This window comes from Pantoea rwandensis (assembly GCF_002095475.1).
GTDB classification, from domain to species: Bacteria; Pseudomonadota; Gammaproteobacteria; order Enterobacterales; family Enterobacteriaceae; genus Pantoea; species Pantoea rwandensis.
Map to the genome: position 1 here is coordinate 238321 of NZ_MLFR01000003.1, position 25792 is coordinate 264112.

24 protein-coding genes are annotated in these 25792 nt (G+C 53.8%); 17 read left to right on the forward strand and 7 right to left on the reverse strand.

Annotated elements, in window-relative coordinates; translation table 11 throughout:
- The first annotated feature begins 308 nt into the window (after nucleotides 1-308).
- On the forward strand, nucleotides 309-1262 hold the full coding sequence (corA, locus tag HA51_RS06230; protein ID WP_084933226.1) for a magnesium/cobalt transporter CorA: 954 nt from the start codon (nucleotides 309-311) through the stop codon (nucleotides 1260-1262).
- Nucleotides 1263-1433: 171 nt separating this feature from the next.
- Nucleotides 1434-2486, forward strand: a complete 1053-nt coding sequence (locus tag HA51_RS06235; RefSeq protein WP_084933227.1) for an AbrB family transcriptional regulator — start codon at nucleotides 1434-1436, stop codon at nucleotides 2484-2486.
- Here the strand turns inward: HA51_RS06235 and rarD are convergent.
- A complete protein-coding gene (rarD, locus tag HA51_RS06240) occupies nucleotides 2457-3356 on the reverse strand; it encodes an EamA family transporter RarD (protein ID WP_084933343.1) in 900 nt (299 codons plus the stop codon). The genes HA51_RS06235 and rarD overlap by 30 nt on opposite strands.
- Before the next feature lie 42 nt (nucleotides 3357-3398).
- Nucleotides 3399-3869, reverse strand: a complete 471-nt coding sequence (locus tag HA51_RS06245) for a thioesterase family protein (RefSeq protein WP_084933230.1) — start codon at nucleotides 3867-3869, stop codon at nucleotides 3399-3401.
- A 165-nt stretch (nucleotides 3870-4034) separates the two neighbouring features.
- Here HA51_RS06245 and pldA point away from each other — a divergent pair, with 165 nt between their 5' ends.
- The 3 genes from pldA to rhtC are packed head-to-tail and all read left to right on the forward strand — an operon-like array spanning nucleotide 4035 to nucleotide 7395.
- Nucleotides 4035-4913, forward strand: coding sequence for a phospholipase A (gene pldA / locus HA51_RS06250; RefSeq protein ID WP_084933233.1), 879 nt, complete (start codon nucleotides 4035-4037; stop codon nucleotides 4911-4913).
- 22 nt (nucleotides 4914-4935) lie between these two features.
- Entirely contained in the window at nucleotides 4936-6759 is a 1824-nt protein-coding gene (gene recQ / locus HA51_RS06255) for an ATP-dependent DNA helicase RecQ (protein ID WP_084933236.1), read from the forward strand.
- A gap of 12 nt (nucleotides 6760-6771) precedes the next feature.
- A complete protein-coding gene (gene rhtC, locus HA51_RS06260) occupies nucleotides 6772-7395 on the forward strand; it encodes a threonine export protein RhtC (RefSeq protein ID WP_084933239.1) in 624 nt (207 codons plus the stop codon).
- 134 nt (nucleotides 7396-7529) lie between these two features.
- Here the strand turns inward: rhtC and rhtB are convergent, their stop codons facing one another.
- Nucleotides 7530-8153, reverse strand: coding sequence for a homoserine/homoserine lactone efflux protein (gene rhtB, locus HA51_RS06265; RefSeq protein ID WP_084933241.1), 624 nt, complete (start codon nucleotides 8151-8153; stop codon nucleotides 7530-7532).
- A 104-nt stretch (nucleotides 8154-8257) separates the two neighbouring features.
- Here rhtB and pldB point away from each other — a divergent pair, with 104 nt between their 5' ends.
- Together pldB and yigL are read left to right on the forward strand one after the other, a co-directional pair.
- Nucleotides 8258-9250: a lysophospholipase L2 gene (pldB, locus tag HA51_RS06270; protein WP_084933243.1), complete on the forward strand. Its 993-nt coding sequence runs from the start codon at nucleotides 8258-8260 to the stop codon at nucleotides 9248-9250.
- 31 nt (nucleotides 9251-9281) lie between these two features.
- Entirely contained in the window at nucleotides 9282-10082 is an 801-nt protein-coding gene (gene yigL / locus HA51_RS06275; protein WP_084933250.1) for a sugar/pyridoxal phosphate phosphatase YigL, read from the forward strand.
- Between the two features lie 32 nt (nucleotides 10083-10114).
- On the opposite strand, the gene glpT is transcribed toward yigL, so the two are convergent.
- Complete coding sequence (glpT, locus tag HA51_RS06280; RefSeq protein ID WP_084933253.1) at nucleotides 10115-11455, reverse strand: glycerol-3-phosphate transporter; 1341 nt, start codon at nucleotides 11453-11455, stop codon at nucleotides 10115-10117.
- Between the two features lie 433 nt (nucleotides 11456-11888).
- Between glpT and HA51_RS06285 the strand changes: the two genes are divergently transcribed.
- The gene (locus tag HA51_RS06285; protein ID WP_084933259.1) at nucleotides 11889-12758 is read left to right on the forward strand and encodes a carboxylate/amino acid/amine transporter; all 870 of its coding nucleotides are present in this window, start codon (nucleotides 11889-11891) and stop codon (nucleotides 12756-12758) included.
- Nucleotides 12759-12990: 232 nt separating this feature from the next.
- Here the strand turns inward: HA51_RS06285 and HA51_RS06290 are convergent, their stop codons facing one another.
- Together HA51_RS06290 and metR are read right to left on the reverse strand one after the other, a co-directional pair.
- Nucleotides 12991-13473, reverse strand: a complete 483-nt coding sequence (locus tag HA51_RS06290; protein WP_084933263.1) for a YehS family protein — start codon at nucleotides 13471-13473, stop codon at nucleotides 12991-12993.
- Nucleotides 13474-13565: 92 nt separating this feature from the next.
- On the reverse strand, nucleotides 13566-14498 hold the full coding sequence (metR, locus tag HA51_RS06295; protein ID WP_084933266.1) for an HTH-type transcriptional regulator MetR: 933 nt from the start codon (nucleotides 14496-14498) through the stop codon (nucleotides 13566-13568).
- 226 nt (nucleotides 14499-14724) lie between these two features.
- Here metR and metE point away from each other — a divergent pair, with 226 nt between their 5' ends.
- Entirely contained in the window at nucleotides 14725-16995 is a 2271-nt protein-coding gene (metE, locus tag HA51_RS06300; RefSeq protein WP_084933346.1) for a 5-methyltetrahydropteroyltriglutamate--homocysteine S-methyltransferase, read from the forward strand.
- A 34-nt stretch (nucleotides 16996-17029) separates the two neighbouring features.
- On the opposite strand, the gene HA51_RS06305 is transcribed toward metE, so the two are convergent.
- Entirely contained in the window at nucleotides 17030-17866 is an 837-nt protein-coding gene (locus tag HA51_RS06305) for a dienelactone hydrolase family protein (protein ID WP_084933270.1), read from the reverse strand.
- Nucleotides 17867-18166: 300 nt separating this feature from the next.
- Between HA51_RS06305 and udp the strand changes: the two genes are divergently transcribed.
- The 8 genes from udp to tatB form a co-directional block, all read left to right on the forward strand.
- Nucleotides 18167-18928: a uridine phosphorylase gene (gene udp / locus HA51_RS06310; protein ID WP_084933275.1), complete on the forward strand. Its 762-nt coding sequence runs from the start codon at nucleotides 18167-18169 to the stop codon at nucleotides 18926-18928.
- Nucleotides 18929-19018: 90 nt separating this feature from the next.
- On the forward strand, nucleotides 19019-20287 hold the full coding sequence (locus HA51_RS06315; RefSeq protein WP_084933278.1) for a hypothetical protein: 1269 nt from the start codon (nucleotides 19019-19021) through the stop codon (nucleotides 20285-20287).
- Between the two features lie 84 nt (nucleotides 20288-20371).
- Nucleotides 20372-21883 (forward strand): DNA recombination protein RmuC, encoded by a 1512-nt coding sequence (gene rmuC / locus HA51_RS06320; RefSeq protein WP_084933281.1) that lies wholly within the window; start codon nucleotides 20372-20374, stop codon nucleotides 21881-21883.
- Between the two features lie 75 nt (nucleotides 21884-21958).
- Nucleotides 21959-22717 (forward strand): bifunctional demethylmenaquinone methyltransferase/2-methoxy-6-polyprenyl-1,4-benzoquinol methylase UbiE, encoded by a 759-nt coding sequence (gene ubiE / locus HA51_RS06325; RefSeq protein WP_084933285.1) that lies wholly within the window; start codon nucleotides 21959-21961, stop codon nucleotides 22715-22717.
- Nucleotides 22718-22723: 6 nt separating this feature from the next.
- On the forward strand, nucleotides 22724-23329 hold the full coding sequence (gene ubiJ, locus HA51_RS06330) for a ubiquinone biosynthesis protein UbiJ (RefSeq protein WP_084933289.1): 606 nt from the start codon (nucleotides 22724-22726) through the stop codon (nucleotides 23327-23329).
- Nucleotides 23326-24963 carry a ubiquinone biosynthesis regulatory protein kinase UbiB gene (gene ubiB, locus HA51_RS06335; RefSeq protein WP_084933292.1) on the forward strand — a complete coding sequence of 546 codons (1638 nt, stop codon included), beginning with the start codon at nucleotides 23326-23328 and terminating at the stop codon, nucleotides 24961-24963. Before ubiJ ends, ubiB begins: the two co-directional genes overlap by 4 nt.
- 110 nt (nucleotides 24964-25073) lie before the next feature.
- Nucleotides 25074-25319, forward strand: coding sequence for a twin-arginine translocase TatA/TatE family subunit (gene tatA, locus HA51_RS06340; protein WP_084933294.1), 246 nt, complete (start codon nucleotides 25074-25076; stop codon nucleotides 25317-25319).
- Nucleotides 25320-25328: 9 nt separating this feature from the next.
- The coding region (gene tatB, locus HA51_RS06345; protein ID WP_084933297.1) for a Sec-independent protein translocase protein TatB at nucleotides 25329-25792 on the forward strand (464 nt) is incomplete at its 3' end.

Genomic DNA, 25792 nt, shown 5'->3' on the forward strand with positions numbered 1-25792 from the left:
ACCTTGACGACTTTTTCGTCTCAGCGTAACATGCGCGCACTATTATCATGAGAGGACAATGCCTTGGACGCGCCCAGTCGATGCTGGCTCAACCGCCTGTTTAACAGGAATAACTTCTAAGGTTACCTCTCATTGCGGATAGCCTTAGTGGTTATCAGCGACCTCCCTCAACACTCTCGTCGCACGAGTCAGCACTGATTTACCCTTGAAGCGAAAGTTTCCGCGTTCAGGCTTTGCCGTGCCCGTTTTGCCTCTGGCATGACGGTGTGCCGCCTTGTCCCATTTAGTCTGCAATGGGGAGTATTGCTATGCTGAGCGCCTTTAAACTCGAACGTGATCGCTTGACGCGTATCGAGCTGGAAGACAACAACGACAAACTGAACACGTCGGTATGGGTCGATCTTATCGAACCTGACGACAGTGAGCGTGATCGTGTGCAAACAGAGCTGGGCCAAAGCTTGGCGACGCGTCCGGAGCTTGAAGATATCGAGGCCTCCGCACGTTTCTTCGAAGACGAAGACGGTCTGCACATCCACTCCTTCTTCTTCTTTGAAGATGCGGAAGATCACGCCGGTAACTCCACGGTGGCGTTTACCATTCGTGAAGATCGCCTCTATACACTACGTGAGCGTGAGCTACCCGCTTTCCGTCTTTACCGCATGCGAGCGCGTAACCAGACACTGACCGATGGCAATGCCTACGAGCTGCTTCTGGACCTGTTCGAAACCAAAATCGAACAGCTGGCGGATGAGATCGAGAACATCTACAGCGCGCTGGAAAAACTGAGCCGCGTGATCATGGAAGGCCAGCAGGGCGAAGAGTACGACCAGGCGCTGTCACGTTTGGCGGAGCTGGAAGATATCGGCTGGAAGGTGCGCCTGTGCTTGATGGATACGCAGCGTGCGCTTAACTTCCTGGTGCGTAAAGCGCGCCTACCAGGCAATCAGCTGGAGCAGGCTCGTGAAATCCTGCGCGATATCGAGTCGCTGCTGCCGCACAACGAATCCCTGTTCCAAAAGGTTAACTTCCTGATGCAGGCGGCGATGGGCTTTATCAACATCGAACAGAACCGCATCATCAAGATCTTCTCGGTGGTTTCAGTGGTATTCCTGCCGCCGACGCTGGTGGCTTCCAGCTATGGTATGAACTTTGAGTTTATGCCTGAGCTGAAGTGGAGCTTTGGTTATCCTGGTGCAATTTCGTTGATGATCCTCGCCGGCCTGGCGCCGTACCTCTATTTCAAACGGAAAAATTGGTTGTAATTACACGACCTGAAAATGTTTTACCGTTTTCGTAGCGGCGCGATTTATCGCGCTTATCTGAAGCGACAATGTCGCTAACAGATGAGTAACAAATTGCGCCGCGACAAAACTGGCATGGTTTAACTTTTCTGCGTAGGCTGTTGTCACTTCTCACTTTCTGATTTCCACCCTATGGCGCGTCTCTCTTTGCGACAGCAGTGGACCATTCTGCTGGTTGCTTCATTAGTACTGGGGATCATTCTCCAGTTGTTTCACCTTCCTGCTGCACTGCTTTTGGGTCCGATGATCGTCGGAACCGTCATGGGCCTATCAGGCGCCACCGTACGCATCGACAAACGTTTATTTGTGCTCGCGCAAGCGGTGTTGGGCTGCATGATCGGACAAACGCTGTCACCGGCGATTCTCTCACCGCTGTTAGCGGATTGGCCGGTGGTGCTGGCGGTGCTGGTGCTCACGCTGGCGGCCAGCGGTTTATCGGGTTTTCTGCTGGTACGCTTTAGCAACCTCCCAGGACCAACCGGTGCGTGGGGATCGTCGCCCGGCGGCGCTTCTGCGATGGTGGCGATGGCCGGAGACTTTGGCGCGGACGTGCGTTTAGTGGCTTTCATGCAGTATCTGCGCGTGCTGTTTGTGGCGACCGCAGCCGCGGTGGTCGCCCGTATTGGCCTTGGCACCAACGGTGGCACAGTGGATCTGGTATGGTTCCCTGCCTTACAAAGCAGCTTCATCCTGACATGGGTGGTGATGTTTGCGGGTGCGTGGCTGGGACAAAAGCTGCGTATCCCTTCGGGTGCGCTGCTGCTGCCCGCTCTGATTGGCGCCACGCTGCACGGCACCGACGTCGCGACTTTGCAGGTGCCGGAATGGTTGCTGGCGCTGGCTTATGCGTTGATTGGCTGGAGCGTGGGCTTGCGTTTCACGCGTCCCATTTTCCTGCTGGCGCTGCGCACGCTGCCACAAATGCTGGTGTCGATTTTTGGTCTGATGCTGCTGTGCGGAGGGTTGGCGTGGATGTTAACGCGCGTGCTGCACGTCGATCTGATGACAGCGTACCTGGCAACCAGCCCGGGCGGGCTGGATACCGTGGCGATCATTGCTGCTGGCAGCCGAGTCGATATCGCCTTTGTGATGGCGTTGCAGACGCTACGCCTGTTCACCATCCTGCTGACCGGCCCGGCTATCGCGCGCTTTATTTCACGCTATGCGCACGCGAGTGCGAGCTGAAAAGGCAATCGCATCAATGATAAACACGGCGAGTGCCAGCCAGATAAAACCGAAGGTGACCATTTTATCCGGTGTCAGGCTCTCGCCATAGAACAGTACCGCCAACAGGAACATCAGCGTGGGGCCCAGATACTGGAAGAAGCCCACGGTTGACAGGCGCAGGCGCGCGCAGGCGGCGGCAAACAGCATCAATGGAATGGTGGTGACGATGCCCGCAGCGATCAGTTTAAGATTGAGACTCAGTGGGTTAGCACTGAGATGACTGGTCGCACTGTCAGCAAATCCAAACAGATAAATGGCCGCGAGCGGGAAAAGCCAGGCGGTCTCGATCAGCATGCCGCTTTGCGCATCCACTTGAATCTTTTTCCTCACTAGGCCATAGAGCGCAAAACTCAGCGCCAGGCCCAAGCCGATGATCGGCAGCGAACCAAATTGCCATAACTGTACTAGCACGCCAGTGGTGGCCAGTGCGACCGCCACCCACTGCAAACGACGGAAGCGCTCGCGCAGAAACAGCATACCAAACACCACGTTGATCAACGGGTTGATGAAATAGCCCAGGCTGGCTTCCAGCATATGCTGATTATTCACGGCCCAGATAAACAGCAACCAGTTTCCGCCAATGGTCACGGCAGTCAGTGCCAGCAGCAGCACTTTTTTCGGTTGGGCGAGTACCGTTCTCACCTGTTTCCAGCTGCGACTCAGGGTAATCAGCACTAGCATAAACAGCGCGGACCAAATCACGCGATGCGTCATGATTTCTGTGGGCGGTACCTCTTTCACCAGCTTGAAATAGGCGGGTGCAATGCCCCAAATAAAGTAAGCGCCGAGTGCATAACCAATGCCCTGGCGCGTTTGTTGCGTATCCATCATCACTGTCCAAAAGTCTTTGATAAGCTCACGCCATCAAAGTTATCCAATTAAATAGGTTGCTGTTGCGGTGGCGATATAATCACCCTGCTGATTGTGCAGCTCAACACGTGCAACCGCCACCTTATTGCCTGCGCGCAGCAGACTGCTGGTGGCAACAAATCGTTCCCCACGTCCTGGGCGCAGATAATCCACGCGCATATCAATGGTGCCCATGCGCGACAGGCGCTGGCGCAGCTCCTCTTCACTGATGCTCTCTTGACGAGACAGCGCATGGCTGACGCAGACCAGCCCGGCTGCGACATCCAGCACTGACGCGATGACACCACCATGCAGAATGTGCTGTGCGGCATTGCCCACCAGCATAGTTTTGTTCGCAAATCCTAATTCGGCGTAATCCGCCTCCAGCCGATCAAGTTCCAGTCCCAAAGCCTGATTGAAGGGCATGTGATAAACAAAAATTTCGCCAATCAGACGGCGAGCTTCCTGCTGCGTCAACAACGGGGATGACATAGTTTCTGCCTTAAGATGTTAAAGAGTTGTGTATATTATGCCGCGTTCGCGCTGCTTTCCAGTTTCAGAAATCGGCACTGATCAACCTTTGGCTTTGCGTGTAGAATGGCCTGCTTTTTGAACGTCGCCCTAATAATGACAACATGCCGTTTTCTGGAGAATTTTATGCGTAAGCAATACGCGTTGCTGGCTGCAGCTTTGATGATTCCTGCACTGGCACAGGCTGATGAAGCCACAATAAAAGAGGTGCATGACGCCCCAGCGGTCAAGGGCAGTATTATCGCCAACCTGTTGGAAAAACACGATAACCCGTTCGTGCTTTATCCCTACGAAAACAACTACCTGCTTTACACTTACACCAGTAGCATGAATAAAAGTGCGATTTCCTCCTATAACTGGGCTGACAAAGCAAAAAACGATGAAGTAAAATTCCAGCTCAGCCTGGCGTTCCCGTTATGGCGCGGTATTTTAGGCGACAACTCGGTGTTGGCTGCATCTTACACCCAGCGCTCCTGGTGGCAGCTTTCAAACCGTGGTGCTTCATCGCCGTTCCGTGAAACCAACTATGAGCCGCAGATTTTCCTCGGCTGGGCCACCGATTACACGTTGGGTGGATGGACACTGCGCGACATTGAAACCGGTCTGAACCACGAGTCGAACGGACGTAGCGATCCGACTTCACGTAGCTGGAACCGCGTTTACGCGCGCCTGATGGCGCAGAATGGCAACTTCCTCGCGGAAATCAAACCCTGGTATCGCATTCCAGAAAATGAAAATAACGATGATAACCCCGACATCACCAAGTACATGGGCTACTATCGCGCGAAACTCGGTTATGAGATGGGCGAGAGCATCTTCAGCGTGGAAGGCAACTATAACTGGAACAGCGGCTACGGCGGTGCCACTTTCGCCTGGAGCTATCCGATCACCGAACATGTGCGCTTTTACACTCAGCTGTTCAGCGGGTATGGTGAATCGCTCATCGACTATAACCACCGTCAAACCCGTTTTGGCGTGGGTGTAACGCTTAACGATTTATTCTAATCAGTTAGAAAACAGGATTACCGTGGCAACATCGGCAGTGCTTAATCAGGAAATGCTGGCGCAGCAGGTATTACAAGATACCTTCGGCTACCAGCAATTTCGTCCCGGCCAGCAGAACATCATCGAAACCGCGCTTGCAGGGCGGGATTGCCTGGTCGTGATGCCAACCGGCGGCGGCAAATCGCTGTGCTATCAGATCCCCGCGCTGGTGCGTGAAGGATTGACGCTGGTGGTCTCGCCGCTGATTTCACTGATGAAAGATCAGGTTGATCAGCTGTTGGCCAACGGCGTGGCAGCAGCGTGCCTTAACTCCACCCAGACGCGTGAGCAACAGCAACAGGTGTTTGCGGATTGCCGCACGGGCAAGCTGAAGCTGCTGTATATCGCCCCTGAGCGCCTGATGATGGACAACTTCCTCGACAGTCTGCATCAGTGGAACCCCGTGATGCTGGCGGTGGATGAAGCGCACTGTATCTCGCAATGGGGCCATGATTTCCGCCCGGAATATGGCTCGATTGGCCAGCTGCGTCAGCACTTCCCGGAGCTGCCGGTGATGGCGCTGACCGCTACCGCCGATGAAACCACGCGTAATGACATCGCACATCTGTTGCAGATGGACGATCCGCTGATTCAAATCAGCAGCTTTGACCGTCCTAACATTCGCTATACGCTGGTAGAGAAATTTAAACCCACCGATCAGCTGCTGCGCTATGTGCAGGAACAGCGTGGCAAAAGCGGGATTATTTACTGTAACAGCCGCGCCAAGGTAGAAGACACCGCCGCACGTCTGCAAAGCCGCGGGCTGAGCGTTGGCGCCTATCATGCCGGTATCGAAAGCACGCAACGTGCCCATGTGCAGGAAGCCTTTCAGCGTGATGACCTGCAAATCGTGGTCGCCACCGTGGCGTTTGGTATGGGCATCAACAAACCGAATGTGCGCTTCGTGGTGCATTTCGACATTCCGCGCAATATCGAATCCTACTATCAGGAAACCGGTCGCGCAGGGCGTGATGGGCTGCCTGCCGAAGCCATGATGCTGTACGACCCAGCGGATATGGCGTGGCTGCGTAAATGCCTGGAAGAGAAAGCACCTGGCCCGCTGCAAGATATCGAACGCCACAAGCTCAATGCTATGGGTGCCTTCGCCGAAGCGCAAACTTGCCGTCGTCTGGTGCTGCTCAACTACTTCGGTGAAGGTCGCCAGCAGCCGTGTGGTAACTGCGATATCTGTTTGGATCCGCCGCGTCGCTATGATGGTTTAGTGGAGGCGCAGAAGGCGCTGTCCAGCATCTATCGCACTGGTCAGCGCTTTGGCATGGGCTATATTGTCGACGTACTGCGCGGCTCCACCAACCACCGTATCCGCGACAATGGACACGACAAATTGCCGGTATACGGCATTGGCCGTGAGCAAAGCCAGGAACATTGGGTCAGCGTACTACGCCAGTTGATTCACCTTGGCATGGTGACGCAAAACATCGCCATGCACTCGGCATTACAGCTGACGGAAGCGGCGCGTCCTGTGTTACGTGCTGAAGTGCCACTGATGCTGGCGGTGCCGCGTATCGTAGCGGTCAAAAGCCGCAGCAGCTCACCAAAAGTACACAGTGGCAATTACGATCGCACGCTGTTTGGCAAGCTGCGTAAATTACGGAAAGCGATTGCCGACGAAGAGAACATTCCACCGTATGTGGTATTTAACGATGCCACGTTGATTGAAATGGCGGAACAAATGCCGATTACCGCCTCAGAAATGCTGAGTGTAAACGGTGTCGGTCATCGCAAGCTGGAACGTTTTGGTAAACCGTTCCTGGTGATGATCAAAGAACATGTCGATGAAGAGTAAAGGAAATAAATCATGTTGATGTTATTTGCTACCGTTGCGCTGGTGCATCTGGTTGCGCTGATGAGCCCAGGCCCCGATTTCTTCTTTGTTTCGCAAACTGCCGCCAGCCGTTCGCGCAAAGAGGCGATGATGGGCGTATTGGGCATTACGCTGGGGATCGTGATTTGGGCAGGCGTGGCGCTGATGGGTCTGCATCTGATCCTGCAAAAAATGGCGTGGTTGCATGAAATCATCATGGTGGGCGGTGGTCTGTATCTGCTGTGGATGGGCTGGCAGTTGCTGCGCTCAGCACGTCAGCAGCATAAAGCCCCGCAGGTTAATGCGCCGGTGGTGGAACTGCCGAAGAGAGGCATGAGCTTCCTGAAAGGTTTCCTGACCAATCTGTCGAACCCGAAAGCCATTATCTACTTCGGCAGCGTGTTCTCACTGTTTGTGGGTAATGATGTTGGCGCGATGGAGCGTTGGGGTTTGTTCTTGCTGATTATCGGTGAAACTTTTGCCTGGTTTACGCTGGTGGCCGCCATCTTTGCGCTGCCGTGGATGCGTGACAAGTATCAGCGTATGGCGAAGTGGGTTGATGGGATGGCGGGCGTGCTATTCGCCGGATTCGGCATCCACCTGATTATCTCTCGTTAAATCGGGTTCGGCACCGGGCATTGCTGGCCCTCCTCACGTACTGCGTTTACGCTCCGAGGACTGTGCGGCTTGCCGGCACCCAACTGACTGCGCACCGACGGGTTTCCCCTCGGTGCGACACGTTTCAAAGCGTCTCACGCCATTCGACGCGCACTCGCCAACAACGCACCCACTGCCATAAACAATCCGCCGAAAGTCCGGTTTAGCACCTTCATCTGCTTTGGCCCCTTAATCCAGCCTGCGATGCGGGTTGCCAGCGTGGCATAACCAATCATCACAATAATATCGACCACAATGGTGGTGACGCCGAGCACCAGATACTGTATGAGCTGCGGCTGGTGTGGCTGAATAAACTGCGGGAACAGCGCGGCCAGAAACACGATGCTTTTCGGGTTGGTGAGGTTCACCAGTATTGCGCGCTTAAATAAACGACGGCGCGGCATGGCTTTCGCGACTGCATCCAGATCAATGCCACCTGCGGAACGCCACTGCTGAATGCCCAGCCACACCAGATAAGCGGCACCCGCCCATTTCAGCACTTCGAACGCCATAAGCGATTGTGAAAACAGCGCGCCGAGACCCGCACCCACCAGCACGATGTGAATCGCCAGGCCAAGTTGTAATCCGGTGATTGAAGCGGCCGCGCCGCGATAACCGTGGCTGATACCGGTGCTCATGGTGTTTATCGCACCGGAACCGGGTGAAAGGCTGAGGATAGTTGTCGTCAGCAGATAGGTTAACCACCATTCAATGGTCATGTGTGACATTCCCTGAAGTGAACGAAGTGTGACACAATACGCCAGAACATCGCGGTACGCTATGGCGCACAAAGGCGCGATGAGGCTTTTTTTCTGGGGGACGGATGCAGCATCATAAACAGAGTTGGCTCGGGCGTGAGAGAGGCTTTTCTGCCTTTGCCACCGGACCGCTGCTCGACTTCTGGCGTCGACGTGAAGAGTGTGAATTCACCGGCGTTGGCAACCTGAAAATTCGCTATGTTCGTTTCACTTCACCGCAACATCGCCGTGTCATCCTGATTGTTCCTGGCCGCATCGAAAGCTATATCAAATACCCGGAACTGGCTTACGATCTGTTTCACTGCGGTTATGACGTGGTCATCCTCGATCATCGCGGGCAAGGGCGCTCCGATCGCCTATTGGCCGATTCACATCGGGGACATGTGGTGGAGTTCAGCCACTACGTTGACGACTTAGAAACGCTGTATCTGAAAGAGATCGTCAGCAACCATTACCAGAAAAGGTATGTGCTGGCGCACTCAATGGGCGGCGCGATTTTAGCGCTGTTTCTGGCGCGTCAGCCGCAGGCGTTCCATGCCGCGGTGTTTTCGGCACCGATGTTCGGCATTGTGCTGCCGCTGCCCGACTGGATGGCGCACCCGATTTTGGACTGGGCGGAAAAATTGCCTGCGATTCGTGAGCGCTATGCGCTCGGCACCGGCCGCTGGCGCGCCAGTCCGTTTGGTATTAATCGCCTGACTCACAGCCGGGAACGCTATCGGCGCAACCTGCGTTTTTACGCGGACGATCCCGGATTGCGTGTGGGCGGCCCAACTTACCATTGGGTACGTGAGGGCGTGTATGCCGGACGCAGTATCATTAGCCAGGCGGCGAAAATCACCACGCCTGCGCTCGTGTTACAAGCCAGCGAAGACGATGTGGTGGATAACCGCTCACAAGATATTTTTTGTACGGCGATGGCCGACGCAGGCCACCCCTGTGAAGGAACAAAGCCTTACGTGATTCAAGGCGCGCGTCACGAGATTTTGTTTGAAACAGACGCCATGCGCGCTGAAGCGCTCAACCTGGTGGTCGATTTCTTCGAACGCCACGTTTAATTTTTATCCGATATCAATACCAGAGGTTTACATGTACCAGATCGTTGCATCCGACTTGGATGGCACGCTGCTCTCGCCGGAACACCGCTTAACGCCGTTTGCTCGCACCACGCTGCAAGAGCTGGTCGCGCGTGATGTTCATTTTGTTTTTGCCACTGGGCGTCATTACATCGATGTCGGCCAGATGCGCGATAACCTTGGCATTCCGGCCTACATGATCACCTCCAACGGTGCCCGCGTACACAATGCCGAAGGTGAGTTGGTGTTTAGCCATAACCTTGACGGTGATATCGCCAGCGAACTGTATGGCCTGCAGTATCACGATGAGCATATCCTGACGCACGTTTATCGCGACGATGAGTGGTACATGAGCCGCCACCGTCCCGAGGAGCAGGACTATTTCCGTGAATCGGTGTTCAACTATCAGGTTTATCAGCCGGGTATGCTGGAAACAGACGGTATCAGCAAGGTGTTCTTTACCTGTGAAGATCCTGAACGTCTGGCGCCGTTGGAACTGGCGATTGAAGCGCGCTGGGGCGATCGCGTAAACGTGAGTTTCTCGCTGCCAACGTGTCTCGAAGTGATGGCGGGCGGTGTATCGAAAGGGCATGCGCTGGAAGCGGTTTCTAAACAGCTCGGACACTCGCTTAAAGCCTGCATCGCCTTTGGTGATGGCATGAATGATGTTGAGATGCTGAGTATGGCGGGGAAGGGCTGCATTATGCGTAATGCGCAGCAGCGCTTGAAAGACACCTTGCCCACGCTGGAAGTGATTGGCAGCAACGCCGAAGACGCGGTACCCAACACATTACGTAAGCTGTTTCTTGCTTAAACGAATGGGCCGGTTAATCCGGCCCATTTTTGTTATGCCATCTGCTTCTTATGCTTGTGCTCACTGACCATAGTGAGCAGCAGCAGAACTACCGCTAACACCGATCCCGCAATCATCACCATGAAACCGCCATCCCAGCCGAAGTAATCCACGGTATAACCGACAATCGCACTGGCCGCCACCGATCCACCGAGATAGCCAAACAGGCCGGTAAAACCTGCTGCCGTGCCGGCCGCTTTCTTCGGCGCCAGCTCCAGCGCATGCAGGCCAATCAACATCACCGGACCATAGATCAGGAAGCCGATCACGATCATGCACAGCATATCGATGCCAGGATTGCCCGGCGGGTTGAGCCAGTAAACGATGGTAGCGATGGTCACCAACGTCATAAAGAACACGCCGGTCGCACCGCGATTGCCCCTGAACACTTTGTCCGACATCCAACCGCACAGCAAGGTGCCAGGAATGCCTGCATATTCATAGAAGAAGTAAGCCCAGGAAGATTTATCCAGCGTGAAGTGCTTCACCTCTTTCAGGTAGGTCGGTGACCAGTCGAGGATGCCGTAACGCAGCAAGTAAACAAACACGTTTGCCAGCGCGATATACCACAGCAGCTTATTAGGCAGGATGTACTGCATGAAAATCTGCTTCGCCGTCAGCTCTTCTTCGTGATTCTCGCTGTAATCCGGCGGATAGTCGTTCTTATAGGCCTCAATCGGCGGTAAGCCACAGGACTGCGGCGTATCGCGCATCAGCGCAAACGCAATGATAGCGATGACGATGGCACCGAACGCTGGCATGTAGAGTGCCGCTTTCCAGTCGTTAAACCACGCCATGCCCAGCAGGAACAGCAAGGGGGGAATGCCACCACCGACGTTATGCGCGCAGTTCCACACCGAGACAATCCCGCCGCGCTCTTTCTGCGACCACCAGTGCACCATGGTGCGTCCACATGGCGGCCAGCCCATGCCTTGGAACCAACCACACAAAAACAGCAGTACAAACATCACCATGATGCTGGAGGTGGCCCACGGCACAAAGCCCATAAAGAGCATGACGGCGGCGGCCAGAATCAGTCCAGCAGGTAAAAAGACGCGCGGATTTGAACGGTCAGAGACGGATCCCATGATGAACTTGGAGAAACCGTAAGCGATGGATATCCCTGAAAGTGCAAAGCCCAGATCGCCACGTGAGAAACCCTGTTCAACTAAATAAGGTATCGCCAGGGCGAAGTTCTTGCGTACCAGGTAGTAAGCGGCATAGCCGAAGAAGATGCCGATGAAGATTTGCCAGCGTAGCCGACGATAGAGCGGATCAACACGATCATCAGCGACTTGCGGCTGATGAGGTGCCGGTTTGAAGATACTTAACATGAAGGTGGCCCTCCAGGGCGCAATATTTTTATTCATTCCCAGCAGGTTGGGTCAAAGCCATCTGGCGTAAAAACAGAAAATCAAAGTTCCTTTTCGCGCACAGAATAGGGATAGTCACGCTGCGTTACTGTGATGTGTGACACATTTGTTACAGATTAATGACATTAAAGAGCGATATAAACCAGAAAATGTTGGAATTCGCGCATTAAGCGTCGGGGCTTTTGCATTTGAAAGGGTAATTCATTGCGCCGCTGAAATAGATTTACTCCATCAGCAATGAACCACCCGGTTTTGAAAGCGAGCGATACAGCGTTGGCTTAGGAGTTAAATTGATTCGTTTGAATTTATTTTGACCACTTGTCAACCAGATATTTAAGCCCGCTCACGACAGTTTGTTTACACTAACGCCACTGTTCATTTTGGGATCGATGCCGTGCCGTTACTGATCGTTACCACCATTTTGTGGGCTTTTTCCTTTAGTTTGATAGGGGAATACCTTGCGGGCCAAGTTGACTCCTGGTTCTCTGTACTGATGCGCCTTGGGTTGGCTGCGCTCGTCTTTTTGCCCTTCCTGCGCTGGAAGGGATATCGCGCCTCAACCCTCCTGCTGTATATGCTGGTGGGGATGCTGCAACTCGGCGTCATGTACCTGCTGAGTTTTGAGGCTTATACCTACCTCAGCGTGACAGAATTCCTGTTGTTTACCGTGATGACGCCGCTCTACGTCACGCTGATTTACGATTTGCTCAGCAGACGTCGGCTGCGGGTTGGCTATGCCTTCAGCGCGCTGTTGGCGGTGGCCGGTGCGGCCATCATTCGCTATGACAAAGTCAGCGATCACTTCTGGTTCGGTTTACTGCTGGTTCAGGCGGCTAACATCTGCTTCGCCATTGGTATGGTCGGTTACAAGCGCCTGCAGGAAACCCGCCCGATGCCGCAACACACGGCATTCTCGTGGTTCTATTTAGGCGCGGTGATCATTGCCATCATTGCGTGGAGCCTGTGGGGTAATCCGAACAAACTGCCGACCACAAACCTCCAATGGGGCATTCTGGTGTGGCTGGGCGTGGCGGCATCAGGTTTAGGTTACTTTATGTGGAACTACGGTGCGACGCAGGTCGATGCGGGTACGCTGGGCATCATGAACAACATGCACGTGCCAGCGGGTTTGTTGGTCAATCTGGCGATCTGGCAGGAGAAACCGCACTGGCCGAGCTTTATTGCCGGGGCGATTGTCATTTTCGCTTCACTTTACGTGCACAAGCGTTGGGTGGTAGGGCGTGTCGCTAAAAGCGATGCCTAATGAGCTGAACTGCTAAGGCGCTCTATGCTCTCGGTATCTGACCTGATATCAAAGCGACGCTCAAAGCTTAAGGGAAGGGATAGCGTGGCAGAGGAGCAAAGCGTCCGAGCCATGGATGGCGAGGCCGATCCACAGGGATGTGGGTTCCCTTTGCGATCTGCCACGCTATCCCTGACTGAGCACTAACAAAAAGCAATCAGCCCTTTCCCGACTGAGCACTAACACAAAGCACTCAGCCCTTTTTCGCGGGCGCCGCTGGACGATTCATCATCGTCAATCCCTTCAAAAAGTTACGCAGAATCTGGTCGCCGCACTCGCGGTAATTCTTATGATCAGGATTGCGGAAAATCGCACCGACCTCAGCCTGTGAAATCTTAAAGTTTGCCTTCTCCAGCACCACCGGAATATCCGTGGTCTTCAACGCAAACGCGATACGCAGTTTCTTGATGAAAATATTGTTATTCATGCGACGCTCTACCGAGGGTGCAGGCGCGTCTTCGCTCTTACCACGACGGTAAAAAATCAAACCGTTGAGGAAGTAACCCATCAATACGTCGGGCAGTTTACGAAACGCCGCATCTTCATCTTTCTTCATCCATGCCTGTACATCTTCCAATGGCACTTCGCTGCCCGCTAAGGCAAAAATCTCCACCACTTTGCTATCGCTCAAATCAAGCATATAGCGCACGCTGCGCAGAACATCGTTACTCGTCATGGTGAAACTCTCTTGGTCGCGGGTTGAGGCGGCGCATTATAGAGCAGGCAGGGCAGGGATAACAGCATGGGCGACACAGGTCGCCCGCAAGATCATGAAGAAATCGACTGAAGTGAACCTGGACGAGCAGCATCACGGACAAACGGCAGATGATCACACGCATGTTGACGAGCGAAACGCACAAAGGCTTCCAGAATCGGCTGACGCTGCTCGCCATCACGAACTGCGGCGTATAAGCGGCTCCACAAACCCTCACCCAGCGTCTTCGTCACCACCAGGCCCTGCTTTTCAAAGCTCTCTACGACCCAATGCGGCAGCGCGGCAATCCCCATTTGTGCCGACACCATCTGAATCAGCAGCAGAGTGTTATCGACATTCTTCAACGCCGGAGTGACGCCAGCGGGTTGCAAGAAATGACGCCACACATCAAGGCGCTGACGCTGCACAGGGTAAATCATCAACACTTCGTCGGCTAAATCTTCCGGTGAAATATGATCGAGCTTGGCCAGCGGATGATCGGGCGCCAACACCAGTCGCACCTCGAAATCAAACATCGGCGTATAAAAAAGTCCGCTGCGCGGCAGAATATCTGAAGTGAGCACCACATCCAGTTCGCCCTGCTGTAAAGCAGGTTGCGGATCAAAGGTCACGCCCGATTTGAAATCCATCACCACCTGCGGCCAGCTCTGGCGGAAATTATTCAACGCAGGCGTCAACCACTGAATGCAGCTATGACACTCAATCGCGATGCGCAACGTGGTTTGATGCGGCTCGTGGCAATCCTGCAGGGCTTGCTGAATCTGCGGCAAAATCTGCTCGGCCAACTGCAGCAAAATCTCCCCCTGCGGCGTAAACCGCAACGGCTGGCTCTTGCGCACAAACAGGCGAAAGCCCAGCCGCTGTTCCAGGTCGCTGAACTGATGAGATAACGCCGATTGTGTCTGATGAAGCTGGGTAGCAGCAGCGGCTAAGGAGCCGGTGTTCTGCAATGCCTGCAGCGTTCTCAGGTGTTTGAGTTCGATCATGAGAGTCCTTCACATCGAGATTGAACAAATTGCGCTTGAGGAACATACAGTACCCGCAGATTATGGCGGTGTAAACATCTGGACGGCTAAACATCTCAGGCAAGCGTTGCGGCCGCTTTACTTTTATCGCGTGAATGCGCTCAGCGAAAGGCAAATCCGCCTGCTGGATGAACGTAAATCGGTTTTGGTGCGTGCTTTACGGTTAAGAATATCTGGAGAACATGACATGACCATTCTGAATCACACACTTGGTTTTCCTCGCGTAGGCCTACGTCGCGAACTGAAAAAGGCCCAAGAAAGTTACTGGGCAGGTAATAGCTCACAGGAAGACTTACTGGCAGTTGGGCGAGAGCTGCGTGCTCGCCACTGGCAACAACAGAAAGAAGCCGGTGTCGATCTGCTGCCAGTGGGTGATTTTGCCTGGTACGATCACGTGTTGAGCACCAGCTTACTGTTGGGCAACGTACCGGCACGGCATCAGAACAAAGATGGCTCTGTGGATCTGGATACGCTGTTCCGTCTGGGCCGAGGCCGGGCGCCAAGTGGAGAACCCGCCGCCGCCGCTGAGATGACCAAATGGTTTAACACCAATTATCACTATATGGTGCCGGAATTTACCCAAGGCCATCAGTTCAAACTCACCTGGACTCAACTGCTGGATGAAGTGGACGAAGCACTCGCGCTAGGCCACAACATCAAACCGATCTTGTTAGGCCCGATCACCTACCTGTGGTTGGGTAAAGTGAAGGGCGAGCAGTTTGACCGTCTCTCCTTGCTGAATGACATCTTGCCCGTCTACAAGCAGGTTCTGGCTGAGTTGAAAAAGCGCAATATTGAGTGGGTGCAGATTGATGAGCCCGCTCTGGCGCTGGAATTGCCGCAGCCATGGCGTGATGCGTTCAAGCCCGCTTACGCTGCACTACAAGGTGAAGTCAAACTGCTGCTCACTACCTACTTCGACAGCATTGGCCAAAATCTTGATGTCATTAAAGCGCTACCGATACAGGGGCTACATATCGATCTGGTCCACGGTAAAGACGACATCCAACATGTTCATCAACAACTTCCTGCTGAGTGGCTGTTGTCGCTGGGGGTGATTAATGGCCGTAACGTCTGGCGTGCTGACCTCAGCCGCTGGTTCGAGCGTCTGCAGCCGCTGGTTAGCCAGCGCAAACAGCTATGGTTGGGTTCTTCCTGCTCACTGCTGCACAGCCCGATTGATCTCAGCGTGGAAACCCGACTGGATGCGGAAGTCAAAAGCTGGTTTGCGTTTGCTTTGCAGAAGTGTGCGGAGCTGTCTTTATTAAGTCACGCACTCAACAATAATGATGCGGTATCGCTGGAAGCCTGGAGTGCGCCAATTCGCGCCCGCGTTCACTCAGCACGTGTGCACAACGCGGCGGTGGGCCAGCGACTGGCAAAAATCCAATCCAAGGACGTTGAGCGCCGTAGCCCCTACACCGAACGCGCTAAAACCCAGCGCAACCGTTTTAATCTGCCGGCATGGCCAACCACAACCATCGGGTCCTTCCCGCAAACCACTGAGATTCGCGGTCTGCGCCTCGATTTTAAAAAAGGCAATATTGACGGCGGCCACTATCGCACGGGGATTGCCGAACACATCAAACAAGCCATTGCTGAGCAAGAACGTCTGGGCCTGGATGTGCTGGTGCATGGCGAAGCTGAGCGCAACGACATGGTGGAATACTTCGGTGAGAACCTCGACGGATTTGTGTTCACTCAAAACGGGTGGGTGCAGAGTTATGGTTCTCGCTGTGTGAAACCGCCCGTGATCATCGGTGATATCAGCCGTCCGCAGGCGATTACCGTTGAGTGGGCAAAGTACGCGCAGTCGCTGACTGACAAACCGGTCAAAGGCATGCTCACTGGCCCGGTCACTATCCTTTGCTGGTCATTCCCACGTGAAGATGTGACGCGGGAAACCATTGCCAAGCAAATTGCCTTGGCATTGCGTGATGAAGTGGAAGATCTCGAGAGCGCCGGTATCGGCATTATTCAAATTGATGAGCCCGCCCTGCGTGAGGGGTTGCCGTTGCACCAGTCTGAGTGGGCTGCTTACCTGACATGGGCCGTGGATGCCTTCCGCCTTAACGCTGCGGTGGCAAACGATGAGACCCAGATCCACACGCATATGTGCTACTGCGAGTTCAATGACATCATGGCGTCAATCGCCGCGCTCGATGCTGACGTGATCACCATCGAAACATCACGCTCAGATATGGAACTGCTGGATGCGTTTAAAGCGTTTGAGTACCCCAACGAAATCGGCCCTGGCGTGTACGACATTCACTCGCCCAATGTGCCAAGCGTAGAGTGGATGGAAGCCTTGCTGTGTAAAGCGGCACAAAGTATCCCGCCGGAGCGTCTGTGGGTGAACCCGGATTGCGGTCTGAAAACGCGCGGCTGGAGCGAAACACGGCAGGCATTGGCGAACATGGTGAAGGCGGCGCAGAAGCTGAGGGGTGAAGGAGTTTAAGGGGAGTGGGGCGCCACTGCGCCCCTCTTTATTATTACGCGTTCGGCGCAACGCCATACTGTTTAAACCACGCCAGCATACGCGACCAGCCATCAGCAGCAGAATCAGCATGATAGCTCGGGCGATAATCGGCGTTGAAAGCGTGCCCTGCTTCTGGGTAAACAACAATCTCTGCCTTGGCGTTCGCTGCGTGCAGTGCCTGACGCATCTTATCGATACTCTCAAGCGGAATGCTTTCATCCTGACCGCCATACAAACCCAGTACCGGTGCGGTAAGATCGACGGCGATATCAATCGGGTGCTTCTGCTGCTTCAGCGTTTTATCACCCTCTAAACGGCCATACCATGCTGCAGCAGCACGCACTTGTGGATTGTGCGCGGCAAACAGCCAGCTAATACGACCGCCCCAACAGAAACCGGTCACCGCCATACGACGAATATCACCGTCATGACGGGCAGCCCAGTTGGCAACATGATCGAGGTCGGACAGGACCTGCGAATCCGGTACTTTGCTCACTAACTCTTTAAACAATGTAGGGATATCACTGTATTCGCTGGGATCGCCCTCTCGGAAATAGAGTTCCGGTGCAACCGCCAGATAACCTTCCTGCGCTAAACGGCGGCATAAATCGCGAATATGCTCGTGAACGCCAAATATCTCCTGTACGACCAACACAACTGGCAACGTGCCTTCATACTCTTTGGGGCGTGCATAATAAGCCGGCAGGTTTTCCCCTTGGCTTGGCACCGATGTCTCCCCGGTATGAATGTTGTCGCTGGATGTGGTAATGGTGCTGCTGGCGATGGGCTGAACGGCGGGAGCAAAGCCGCCGATTGCTGATTTTTGTGCCATATTGTCTTCGGTTTTCATTGTTCTCTCCGTGCTAGCAAGTGCGCAATCACGTAACTATAGCCTGGCTCAGGAGCGAGGCTGATGTAGGGTGCAGAGGGACTTTTTCAGATGTTCTCCCTCTCTATTAACACTGCCACCCGTACTTACACAGTACCGCTTGTAGCAATTCAGATTTACCGACCGCCATTGTGTGATTCATGTCACATAATAATTTTATTAAAATGTAACTTTCATTGTTGATAGTGAAATTAATCACATATTTATGCCGCTCACTGACGTAGAGTGGCGCGCACATCCCTTATCTATCAGGAGTCTGATATGGCCCAGTCTGACGTTTTCCACCTTGGTATCACTAAAGCCGACCTCAAAGGAGCCACGCTGGCGATTGTGCCTGGCGATCCTGAGCGTGTGAAAAAAATTGCGGCGCTGATGGATAATCCACAACATCTCGCTTCACATCGTGAGTTCACCACCTATCTGGCGGAAGTGGACGGTAAGCCGGTCGTGGTGTGTTCAACCGGTATCGGTGGCCCCTCAACCTCTATTGCCGTAGAAGAGCTGGCCCAGTTGGGCGTGCGCACTTTCCTGCGCGTCGGAACCACGGGTGCGATCCAGCCGAATATCAATGTGGGCGATGTGCTGGTCACCACCGCTTCTGTACGCCTTGACGGTGCCAGCCTGCACTTTGCGCCGATGGAATTCCCAGCAGTGGCCGATTTCACCTGCACCACCGCGCTGGTGGCCGCAGCAGAAGCCTGTGGCGCCAAAACGCACATCGGTATTACCGCCTCTTCAGACACCTTTTATCCTGGCCAAGAGCGTTACGATACCTTCTCAGGACGTGTGGTGAATCGCTTCCAGGGCTCAATGCAAGAGTGGCAGCAAATGGGCGTGCTTAACTATGAGATGGAATCCGCTACACTGTTAACCATGTGCGCCAGTCAGGGGCTGAGAGCGGGCATGGTGGCGGGTGTTATCGTTAACCGTACGCAAAAAGAGATCCCGGATGCGGTGACCATGAAACAGACCGAAAGTGATGCGGTGAAGATTGTGGTTGAAGCAGCGCGTCGCTTAATTTAGTGCGCAAGGCGGAAGGGAATTTACGGATAGGAAATCACCTTTCTGCCGCTTAATTGCGCACTTTTTTCAGCTGATACTGAGAAAATAACTATGCGCAAAACGGTTACTGCTCCTCGTCCTGCCTTTGTTAAAAACCCTGCTGCTACGCAATCTCATATTGAGGGCGTGGCAGCGCGTTTTCGCCACGCGATGGCGGCCTCTGATTTCCCTGTGGCTTGCCAGTGCTGTGAAGAAGTCCTGCGCGTGATGCCCCACAACATGCAGGTGCTCAGCGACTATGCACTGACGCTGATGCGGATCGGCGAATACAAAAAATCCTACAAAACCTACCAAAAGATCTACCAGGCACCTGCGGCGCAGCGTGCGCAGGCATCTGACACTTGGCTGGATGGCTTAACAGAAGTGTGTGGCTGGCTGGAAAAACACGATGAAGTGGCGCGTTATGGCCGTGAATCGCTGGAAAAATCAGATGCGATTTTTCGTCAGGGTCACAAGGTGGCTTTTCCCACTGAGACGCCACCGCCGTTCAATCCTGTGAATCCCAACGAAAACGTCATCTCTTTTAGTTTGTACGGTGGTCAGCCGCGCTACTGTGAAACGCTGATTAAAAATATTGAAGTCGCGCGCGAGCTTTACCCCAACTGGATCTGCCGTATCTATCTTGACGACAGCGTACCTCAGCATGTCTGGCAGCGCTTGCAACAGTCGAACACGCAGCTGGTGGATATGTCGCATGAGAAGAGCATCTTCCCAACGCTATGGCGCTTTCTGGTAATGGATGATGCCAACGTGAAGCGCTATATCGTACGTGACGCGGATTCGTTGCTCTCTGAGCGTGAGGTCAGCGCGGTGGATGCCTGGCTCGATTCGCCATACTGGTTCCACCACATGCGCGACTACTTTACGCACACTGAACTACTACTGGCAGGGATGTGGGGTGGCTGCCATGGCGTGTTCCACAACGTTGAGCAGCAGATGCGAGATTTCATTGCGAAGTACAGCGGTAGTGAGCGTTTCACCGACCAATACTTCCTCAAGGTGGCGCTGTGGCCGACCGTGCGCGAGAGCGTGCTGAATCATGACAATCTCTTCCATTTCCATCACGCGCAGGCATGGCCCGCACACCCGCCGATTCGCTGGCAAACCGATCGCTTCCACGTTGGCAGTAATGCGGGTTTCTCCAGCATGGCGGGAAAAGTCGAAAATGAAGATAACGGATGGCAGCAGGTTGAACTTACCTGCAATGGCCAAAGTTGGCATTACCCTGCCAAAGTGAAAGGCGCCGAATGGATGCTGCCGATGCCGTTTTTCCTGATCGATGCATGGAGGGCAGGGGAGTTGACGGTGAAAGCGCTGTAAATCACCCGAAGTTACACAACAATCTGGACATTCATACAGTAGCATCTTACCTTTTCCCTCAGCGAAACGATCCGCGGGGGAATTATGGATCAGCAACTTATCATTAGCGGCGCGCTGGCGCTGGCCGGATTGGGCATTGGTTGGATACTTGCCCAATTGCGCGCCGGACACCAGCACGCCAGTTTCACCACCGAGCGGCGCCTGCTGGAAGAGGCGCAGCAGCGTCAACAGCAGCAGCTTGAACAGCTGCAACAGCAAATCCAACAGCGTGAACAAGAGCTGCGTCAGCTACATGGTGCACTGAGCGCTGCGCAGGAAAGATTACAGCAGCTTGATTACTGGCGCGGCGAGAGCGAGCAGCTAAACCGTGAACTGCGCAATCAGCTGGAAGTGAACAGTGCGCAGGAAGCCGAGTTGCGTGAAGTCACTATTCGTCTTGAAGAAACGCGTTTTGGTGCTGAAGAGAAGCAACGTTTGCTGACTAACAGTGAACAGCGCCTCAGCGCGCAGTTTGAAAACCTGGCAAACCGCATCTTCGAAAACAGCGGACGCCGTGTTGATGAACAGAACCGCCAGAGCCTGAATAGCCTGATTGGACCGTTGCGAGAGCAGTTGGATGGTTTTCGCCGCCAGGTCAACGACAGCTTTGGTCTGGAAGCGCGCGAACGCCACACGCTGGCGCACGAGATCCGTCAGTTGCAGCAACTCAATGTGCAAATGGCACAGGAAGCGGTGAACCTGACTAAAGCATTGAAGGGCGACAACAAAATCCAGGGTAACTGGGGTGAAGTGGTGTTAACTCGTGTGTTGGAAGCCTCGGGTTTGCGCGAAGGCTATGAGTATGAAACACAAGTCAGCGTGCGGTTAGAGCAGCAAGGCAGAATGCAACCTGATGTGATCGTGCGGCTACCTCAAGGCAAAGACGTGGTGATTGATGCCAAAATGACGTTAATTGCCTATGAGCGTTACTTTAACGCCGAAGACGAAGCCACGCGTGAGCAAGCCATTCAGGAACACATCAGCGCGATGCGTGGGCATATCCGCTTGCTGGGGCGAAAAGATTATCAACAATTACCGGGTTTACGCTCTCTGGATTATGTGTTGATGTTTATTCCGGTCGAACCGGCATTTCTGTTAGCTATTGATCGCCAACCCGAGCTGATCAGCGAAGCGTTGCAACAGAACATCATGTTGGTCAGTCCAACAACATTGCTGGTGGCGCTGCGCACTATCAACAATTTGTGGCGCTATGAGCATCAGAGCCGCAATGCGCAACGTATCGCAGACCGTGCGGCACGGCTGTATGACAAAATGCGCCTGTTTGTTGATGACATGAGCGGTATAGGCCATAACCTCGACAAAGCGCAGCAGAGCTATCAGCAGGCGATGAAAAAACTGGCGGAAGGGCGCGGCAACTTAATCGCGCAAAGCGAATCTTTTCGCGCACTGGGCGTGGAGATCAAGCGGCCCATCAATCCTCAACTCGTTGAGCAGGCGCAGCCAGAGGAGGCAGATGAACATTGGGCCGACGACATTGAGCCCGATGAAAAGCCAACAGATTCTTCCACCGCTTCGCTGCGCCGTATCAATGAATAGCACGGTGGTCACGTGCTCGCGTAGCGCGACTCTGATACACTTCGGCAAGAATTGTTTGTGGAACAGGTAAACCCGATGGCAGATGAATCACAGCAGGAAACTACCCATTTTGGCTTTAAGACCGTCGCGAAAAGCGAAAAGGCCGATAAAGTCGCGGACGTGTTTCATTCCGTAGCGGCAAAATATGACCTGATGAACGATCTGATGTCGTTTGGCATCCATCGTGTCTGGAAGCGTTTTACTATCGATAGCAGCGGCGTGCGCCGCGGGCAGCGTGTATTGGATCTCGCAGGTGGTACGGGTGATTTAACCGCAAAATTCTCTCGCTTGGTCGGCGAAACAGGCCAGGTGGTTTTGGCTGATATCAACAGCTCTATGCTGAAGATGGGTCGCGAGAAGCTGCGCAATATGGGCGTTTCAGGCAACGTCAGCTATGTGCAGGCCAATGCCGAAGCCCTGCCGTTCCCCGATAACTATTTCGATTGCATCACCATCTCATTCGGCCTGCGTAACGTGACCGAAAAAGAGAAGGCGCTGGCATCGATGTTCCGCGTGCTTAAGCCGGGTGGACGTCTGCTGGTGCTGGAATTTTCTAAACCGCTGCTGGAACCGTTGAGCAAAGCTTACGATACCTACTCATTCCACATCTTGCCGCGTATTGGCCAGCTCGTGGCGCAGGATGCGGAAAGCTATCGCTATCTGGCAGAATCGATTCGTATGCATCCCGATCAGGAAACCCTGAAAGCGATGATGAACGACGCCGGTTTCGAAAATACCACTTACTTCAATATGACTGGCGGTATTGTGGCGCTGCATCGCGGCTTCAAGTTCTGATTTATCATGACTTTTACCCCGCTTATTACCGGCGGTTTTGAGACCGCCCTCAATCGTGTTCTCTATCGCGACCGCAGTCTGAAAGCTTCGCGCCAGCGTCTGGCCGGTAAAGTGTTAACGCTGCGCTTGCAGGAGCTGGATTTCCCGCTGGTGCTGGTGTTCAGCGAGTCACAACTGGATGTGCTGAGTGACTGGCAGGACAGCAGCGATTGCAGTGTCAGCCTTCGCCTGAGCACCTTGCCAAAATTGCGCGATCGCCAGCAGCTCACCAGCCTGATTCGCAGCGGTGAGCTAGATGTGGAAGGCGATCTGCAGGTTGTGCAGCAGTTCTCTGCGCTCATGGATCTCGCCGAACTCGACCCGGCCGAATACCTCGCGCCGTGGATTGGCGATATCGCAGCGCAAGGCGTAAGCCAGGCAGCACAGCATGCGTTGAAATTTGTGCAGAAGCAGGTCACTCGTCGACAAGACTATCTTGGTCAGGTTCTGACGGAAGAGTGGCGTGTCGCACCGGGTGCACTGGAACTGGCGTGGTTCTGCGAAGAGGTAGAGGCGATGGAACGTTCGCTCAATGCGTTTGAAGCGCGTTTAGCACAGCTGGAGGCGAAATGACGCTGGGAGAAATTCGGCGCTTATACTTCATCATCAAGATCTTTCTGACCTATGGTCTTGATGAATTGATCCCCCACATGCGCATCACATTGCCGCTGCGACTCTGGCGGCGTTGTATTTTCTGGATCCCTAACAAGCACAAAAACGAATCGACGGGCGTGCGCATTCGTCTGGCGATGGAGCAGCTGGGTCCGGTGTGGATTAAGTTTGGCCAAATGCTGTCGACGCGTCGTGATCTCTTCCCACCGGCCATTGCCGATGAGCTCGCTGTGTTGCAAGACCGCGTCGCGCCTTTTGATGGCCTCAAAGCCCAACAGCAGATTGAACAAGCGATTGGTGGCCCGGTCGATACGTGGTTTGACGACTTTGATATCAAGCCGCTGGCTTCTGCGTCTATTGCGCAGGTGCATACGGCGACGCTGAAATCCAACGGCCGTGACGTGGTGATCAAAGTGATTCGCCCGGACATCCTGCCGGTGATCAAAGCGGATATGAAGCTGATCTACCGCATGGCGCGCTGGGTTCCTCGCTTACTGCCGGATGGTCGTCGTCTGCGCCCGGTTGAAGTGGTGCGCGATTACGAAAAGACCTTGATTGATGAACTCAATCTGCTGCGCGAGTCGGCGAATGCCATTCAGCTGCGTCGTAACTTCGAGCAGAGCCCGATGTTGTATGTGCCGGAAGTGTTCTCGGATTACTGCAGCGAATCGATGATGGTGATGGAGCGCATTTACGGTATTCCTATTTCCGATGTGGCGACGTTGGAGAAGCATGGTGTCAATATGAAGTTGCTGGCAGAACGCGGCGTGCAGGTGTTCTTCACCCAAGTGTTCCGTGACAGCTTCTTCCATGCTGATATGCATCCCGGCAATATCTTCGTCAGCTACGACCATCCAGAAGATCCGCAATACATCGCGATTGACTGCGGCATTGTCGGCTCGTTGAATAAAGAAGATAAGCGCTATCTGGCAGAAAACTTTATCGCCTTCTTTAACCGCGATTACCGCAAAGTCGCGGAATTGCACGTGGATTCTGGCTGGGTACCGCCGGATACCAATGTTGAAGATTTTGAGTTTGCTATTCGCACCGTGTGTGAACCGATTTTCGAGAAGCCGCTGGCAGAGATCTCTTTTGGTCACGTGCTGCTGAATCTGTTCAACACCGCGCGCCGCTTCAATATGGAAGTGCAGCCGCAGCTGGTGTTATTGCAAAAAACGCTGTTGTATATCGAAGGCATTGGCCGTCAGCTCTATCCGCAACTCGATTTATGGAAAACCGCGAAACCTTTCCTTGAGGATTGGATCAAGGATCAAGTAGGGATTCCCGCAATCCTGCGCGCAGTTAAAGAGAAAGCGCCGTTCTGGGCTGAGAAGTTGCCAGAGCTGCCCGAGTTGTTCTACGACAGCATGCGCCAGCATAAATTATTGCGCCACAGTGTCGATAAACTGGTGAGTGATATGAATGCGCAGCGGACTCGCCATCATCAGGCACGCTACCTGTTCGGGGTAGGAGCTACACTATTAATCAGTGGCACCGCAGTGCTGTTGAGTCGACCCGACTGGGATTTCTTCCCGGCACTATTAATGGCCGCTGGCATCGTGACCTGGCTTATCGGCTGGCGTAAGACAAACTGATTGTCTGCCTGGTGCAAATCGCGTAATGTCGCAAGCTAAAGCCCGAATTCATACGGGCTTTCTGTGCGTTACATTCAATAGTTTTTCACAGAATATTAGAGGCATATCTCATGGGCGGTATCAGTATTTGGCAATTGTTAATCATTGCCGTCATTGTTGTACTTCTGTTCGGTACCAATAAACTTCGCAACCTGGGTTCGGATTTGGGTTCTTCCATTCGCGGCTTCAAAAAGGCCATGGGTGATGAAGACGATAAAAAGGATCAACCGAAAGAGCAGGACGCTGACTTCAGCGCCAAAACTCTGGCAGACAAACAGCAAACCTCGGCGAGCAAAGACGACGCCCGGGATAAGTAAGGGTTAACTGTGTTCGATATTGGTTTTAGTGAACTGTTATTGGTGTTCGTTATTGGGTTGATCGTACTGGGCCCACAACGATTACCGGTTGCGGTGAAAACCGTCGTGGGCTGGATTCGGGCGATTCGTTCGCTGGCTGCTAACGTTCAAAATGAACTGGCACAGGAGCTGAAACTGCAGGAGTTGCAGGACAGCCTGAAAAAGGTGGAAGAGGCGGGTCGTGGTTCGCTATCGCCTGAGCTGAAAGAGTCAATGGAAGAGCTGCGTAAAACTGCTGATTCCATGAAACGTTCTGTGCAGCAGAGTATCGATATCGAGAAAGCGGAAGATGAAGCCAACACGATTCATCAGCCGCATCCTGCTCCAGCTCAGCCGACTCAACCCGCGGTAACACCTGCGACGGCCGAGCATCAGGCTAGCGCACCGGCGCAGGCACCACAGCCAGCGGCGGCCGAGCATCAGGCCAGCGCACC